The following is a 4,710-nucleotide window of genomic DNA, read 5'->3' on the forward strand; positions in this document are numbered from 1 at the left end:
TCCTCTCTGTATTCTCTCCCTCTGCGTTCTCTGCGCCCTCTGCGGTTAAATCATTCCGATACAACCGGAAACGATATCATTCCTTAGAAGCGATATTTTATGACAATAATCGCCCGATTGATGATAGCTTGACTGTCGCACCTACTTATATCATTTCCGGTAACACCGTAATGATGTTGACTGTTGACGGTTGACTGTTGACGCCGTGAACAGTCAACTCTAACTTACTATTCCGAAGCTGCAACTGGAATTGATATAATTCATCTGCGTTAATCTGTGTTAATCTGCCTGTATCTGCGGTAAAAACAAGAAAATTGCTTAACCGCAGATGACAATTAATTGACGCTGATTCACGCTGATGCAGAGAAGAGATAGATGAATAATCCCGATGCTAACAGATTTGATATTAATTGTTAAATCTAAAATCTAAAATCTACAATCGACTCACCAAAGTTCAAGATTCCCAAGGGCGACTGGGGAGTCAACTCTAAAATCTAAAATCTAAAATCTAAAATCTAAAATCTAAAATTGACTGACTTTCCTGGCTTGAATCTATCAAAAGAGGGAACTTTTTTAACCGTTGTGGGCGGATAACCTCTCTCTAGAGAACGGTTCCGCCGATCGCTCAAATCGAGTAAAAATAGAATGTCATATCTCCTTTTGTATTCTATGAAACTGAATTCTTTTACGAAACGGCTTTCGACTGTCGGGCGCTGGATGGCTACAACTGTGCTTTGCGTGTCAGCGATGGCCTTCGTTTGGTCTGGTGCGTTCTTCTCCAACACCGCAGCAATGGCTTCTCCTGCTGTAAACTTGATCGCAGCAGCAGATGCGGGCGATGCGGTTCAAGAAAAAGCCAGCAAAGATGCTGGACGAGCCAAGAACTTCATCCGAGATACAGAAGAGAAGGTTAAGGAAACTGCCAAGACAAATGCTGCTAAAGTCGATCGCTCATCGGAGGATGGTAGTGTAGTAGAGCGCAAAGCTAAGAAAGATGCGGCCACAATTGAGAAAAGAGCATCGGAAGATTCAGCTCGGACTCAGAAAGCAGTAGATAACACAAAGAATGCTGTCGAGAGCGCTGTTGACAGCATCAAGGGTGTTTTTGGGAAGTAGACAATAAATAAGTAGGTAAGCGCAAAGCCCTTGTCTACTTAAGTAAGCGGGCATGAATAAACTGATGTGCGGGGCGGGTTTTGACCTGCAATAAGTCGGATAGCAAGAGTTACTTGCACTCACCCGCCCACCATATCTTATGGTTTTGTCGCTCTTGTCTGCTTACTTGAAACTGCAAAATGGATGTAGCTTAAGCAAAATCTCTAGAGGATTTGTAGAACCGACCCCAAACCATGCTTTAAAATTGTCGCAAAAAGCGCAAGTCGCTAGCATAAACCCGGCGAATATCGTCGATTTCATAAAGTACCATTGCGAACCGCTCGACACCAAAACCGGCCGCAAACCCAGTATATTTTTCGGGATCTAAACCGACTCCTTTAAGAACATTAGGATCGACCGTTCCGCAGCCCAAAACTTCCAGCCATTTGCCGTTCCACTGCAAATCTACTTCGGCCGAAGGTTCGGTAAAGGGAAAGTAACTGGTGCGGAAACGAATCGGTAAATCTTGCCCGAACATTTGCCGCAAAAACTCTTTAATTGTGCCTTTCAAGTCAGTAAATGTCAGACCTTCATCAATTGCTAAAAGTTCAATTTGGTGGAAAACTGCGGCGTGAGTAGCATCGACAGTATCGCGGCGGTAAACGCGGCCGGGAGAGACAATCCGAATCGGGGGTTTGTGCTGTTCCATGTAGCGAATTTGCACTGATGATGTCTGAGTCCGCAGTAAGTCGCCGCCTGGTAGGTAAAATGTATCTTGCATATCCCGCGCTGGGTGGTCTGGCGGTGTGTTCAGCGCCTCGAAGTTATAATAATCTGTCTCCATTTCCGGGCCGTTGGCGACGGTGTATCCGAGGCCGACAAAGATATCCAGAGCGCGGTCTATGACGGCGTTTAAGGGGTGAACGCGGCCTTGGGGACGAAAAATCCCCGGCATGGTGACATCGATGGTTTCTGAGGCTAATTTGGCTTGGATTTGGGCGGTTTGGAGGGCGGCGCGCTTGTCTTCTAAATCTGCTTGCAGGGCTTCTTTGACTGTATTGGCGATCGCCCCTACTTTGGGCCGCTGGTCTGGCGACAGTTTGCCCATCATGCCTAAAATTTGAGAGAGTTGGCCTTTTTTGCCGAGGTAGCCGAGGCGCAAATGTTCGAGTTGTTCGAGGGTATTGGCACTGGCGATCGCACTTTTGGACTCTTGACCGAGGGTTTCTAGTTGAGTTTCAATGTCGCTTAGCTGGACAGTCATTTTGATTTTAGATTTTAGATTTTAGATTTTAGATTGATGGCTGTTTTGGGCCAAGTTGAGTTTAGCGCAATTTTGGCTCGACAGCTTGTTGATTTTAGATTTTAGATTTTAGATTTTAGATTGATGGCTGTTTGTGGCCAAGTTGGGTTTAGCGCAATTTTGGCTCGACAGCTTGTTGATTTTAGATTTTAGATTTTAGATTTTAGATTGATGGCTGTTTGTGGCCAAGTTGGGTTTAGCGCAATTTTGGCTCGACAGTCATTTTGATTTTAGATTTTAGATTTTAGATTTTAGATTGATGGCTGTTTTGGGCCAAGTTGAGTTTAGCGCAATTTTGGCTCGACAGCTTGTTGATTTTAGATTTTAGATTTTAGATTTTAGATTGATGGCTGTTTGTGGCCAAGTTGGGTTTAGCGCAATTTTGGCTCGACAGTCATTTTGATTTTAGATTTTAGATTTTAGATTTTAGATTGATGGCTGTTTTGGGCCAAGTTGAGTTTAGCGCAATTTTGGCTCGACAGCTTGTTGATTTTAGATTTTAAATTTTATATTTTAGATTGATGGCAGTTATGGATAATTTGTAATAGGGAATTCGAGGTTAGAGCGATCGCCCTAGTTGAATCTAGTTTAAGATTGCTATAAGGCCTATAAAAATTTCAATGAAACTTTTAATTAGCAACGACGACGGCATCTTTGCACAAGGCATCCGCAGCCTCGCCAACGCTCTCGCCACCGCTGGCCACGATGTGAGCGTAGTTTGTCCCGACAGAGAGCGCTCCGCTACCGGCCACGGCCTTACCTTGCACCAACCCATCCGCGCCGAAATTGTCGAATCTATTTTTGAGCCCGCAGTCCAAGCTTGGGCCTGTTCGGGTACTCCCGCCGACTGCGTGAAACTCGCTTTGTGGGCTTTACTTGACAAACCGCCGGATTTTGTCCTTTCCGGTATCAACCACGGGCCCAATTTAGGCACGGATATCATCTGTTCGGGTACGGTTTCGGCAGCAATGGAAGGAATTATGGAAGGTATTCCCAGCATTGCTTTCAGCCTCGCGAGCTTTACTTCGCAGGAATTTGGGCCGGCGGTGGATTTCGCTGTCAGCTTGCTGGCACAGTTGGAAAAACAGCCAATGGCGAAACCGATGCTGTTGAATGTCAACATACCAGCAGTCTCACAAGCAGAAATTACCGGAGTTGCGATCGCCCGTCAAGGCATTCGCCGCTATTTCGACATATTTCAAAAGCGCACCGATCCGCGCGGCAAAACTTATTATTGGCTGGCTGGGGAATTGTTAGAAGATGTAGAAGAAATCGCCGATTCGGCGGTGCCACATGATATTCCTACAGACGTACAAGCTATTCGCGACAACAGAATAACCGTAACTCCTTTGCAATATAATCTCACCTGTGCTCCAGACTTGCACTCGTTGCGGGATTGGCAATTTGCAGGTTTTCCCAAGCAGTGAGCTCCGATCGACCCGATTGGAGCGGTAAACTAGGAATTAAGGAAAAGTGCCTCTCAAGGTCTATACCTTTGGCGTTAACACAGGCTCCCAATTACTTGTTAGTTTTTTTTACTCAAGAAAAACAGTTATGAACGCTCCCACCTATAACACTCATTCTGTCACTTGCCCGATCTGCAACCGTTCCAGCGTCGTAGGCCCCGTCGGGATGGTCAGTGGACTATTCACTTGCCCCCACTGCCATTCTCATATGGTAATTAGCTGGAGCGGTCATTTTGTGCGCGATCCTTTTAGTCTCAAACAACTGACGGTAGGAAAGATGCTCAGGCGCGAGAGCAGACCCTTAGCTCGGCTTCAGCGGGACTTTGGGCTGGGTAAGCCTTTGCCGCTGATTGCAATTTTGGGCAGTGTGGTCTTTTTCGGGTGTGTGCTCGCCGCTACGGAACAATCGCTACCCCGACAGAATTCACTTCAAGGATTTTTAGAGTGGGTGAGCGGAACTGGTAATTCCCAAGATGTCTCACGTTAACATTTCTTAAAAAAGATTCTGACAGATACTGCGTGCAAATATCTAGTCCTTTAGGTAGAAATCACACTATTTTAGCCATTGCATCCATCTGAAGCTACGGGTAAGCGCTTAGACGCCGCGCCCTTCTTCCTGTGCCCAAAAACGTCAAAACCCCAGTCCGGCAGGGGTTGTAACCCCTGTAGGGAAAGCGCCGAGCCCGTAGGTGTCAACTTAACGTGCAACCGATAGTCCGACAGTCCGACAGGGGTTGAAACCCCTGCCTCAAAGCTAAAGTCGTCTGAAGACGACTAAGGAATGAGAATTAAATAACTTCCACTCTTGAAAGTGGGATGGGCGTCCCGCCCGTCCAAAAAGGACGG

At 46.2% G+C, this 4,710-nt stretch carries 5 protein-coding genes; 4 read left to right on the plus strand and 1 reads right to left on the minus strand.

Going from position 1 to position 4,710, the window contains the following annotated elements; translation table 11 throughout:
- Together QUB20_RS28125 and QUB20_RS28130 are read left to right on the plus strand one after the other, a co-directional pair.
- Window positions 1–194: hypothetical protein (locus tag QUB20_RS28125; RefSeq protein WP_333233973.1), on the plus strand; the 194-nt coding region annotated here is incomplete at its 5' end.
- Window positions 195–669: 475 nt separating this feature from the next.
- On the plus strand, window positions 670–1,116 hold the full coding sequence (locus QUB20_RS28130) for a hypothetical protein (RefSeq protein WP_333251411.1): 447 nt from the start codon (window positions 670–672) through the stop codon (window positions 1,114–1,116).
- Window positions 1,117–1,354: 238 nt separating this feature from the next.
- On the opposite strand, the gene pheS is transcribed toward QUB20_RS28130, so the two are convergent.
- Window positions 1,355–2,359 (minus strand): phenylalanine--tRNA ligase subunit alpha, encoded by a 1,005-nt coding sequence (gene pheS / locus QUB20_RS28135; RefSeq protein ID WP_333246989.1) that lies wholly within the window; start codon window positions 2,357–2,359, stop codon window positions 1,355–1,357.
- Window positions 2,360–3,018: 659 nt separating this feature from the next.
- Here pheS and surE point away from each other — a divergent pair.
- Both surE and QUB20_RS28145 read left to right on the plus strand, forming a co-directional pair.
- Window positions 3,019–3,825 (plus strand): 5'/3'-nucleotidase SurE, encoded by an 807-nt coding sequence (gene surE / locus QUB20_RS28140; protein WP_333251408.1) that lies wholly within the window; start codon window positions 3,019–3,021, stop codon window positions 3,823–3,825.
- Window positions 3,826–3,952: 127 nt separating this feature from the next.
- Window positions 3,953–4,351 (plus strand): hypothetical protein, encoded by a 399-nt coding sequence (locus QUB20_RS28145; protein WP_333246991.1) that lies wholly within the window; start codon window positions 3,953–3,955, stop codon window positions 4,349–4,351.
- Window positions 4,352–4,710 lie beyond the last annotated feature (359 nt).

The organism is Microcoleus sp. B4-C2 (assembly GCF_036705265.1).
Lineage (GTDB): Bacteria > Cyanobacteriota > Cyanobacteriia > Cyanobacteriales > Microcoleaceae > Microcoleus.

What these genes read in the sequence shown, in the direction of transcription:
- QUB20_RS28130 (WP_333251411.1), top strand. Translation starts at nt 670, where the DNA reads ATGAAACTGAATTCTTTTACGAAACGGCTTTCGACTGTCGGGCGCTGG.
- pheS (WP_333246989.1), bottom strand. Translation starts at nt 2,359, where the DNA reads ATGACTGTCCAGCTAAGCGACATTGAAACTCAACTAGAAACCCTCGGT.
- surE (WP_333251408.1), top strand. Translation starts at nt 3,019, where the DNA reads ATGAAACTTTTAATTAGCAACGACGACGGCATCTTTGCACAAGGCATC.
- QUB20_RS28145 (WP_333246991.1), top strand. Translation starts at nt 3,953, where the DNA reads ATGAACGCTCCCACCTATAACACTCATTCTGTCACTTGCCCGATCTGC.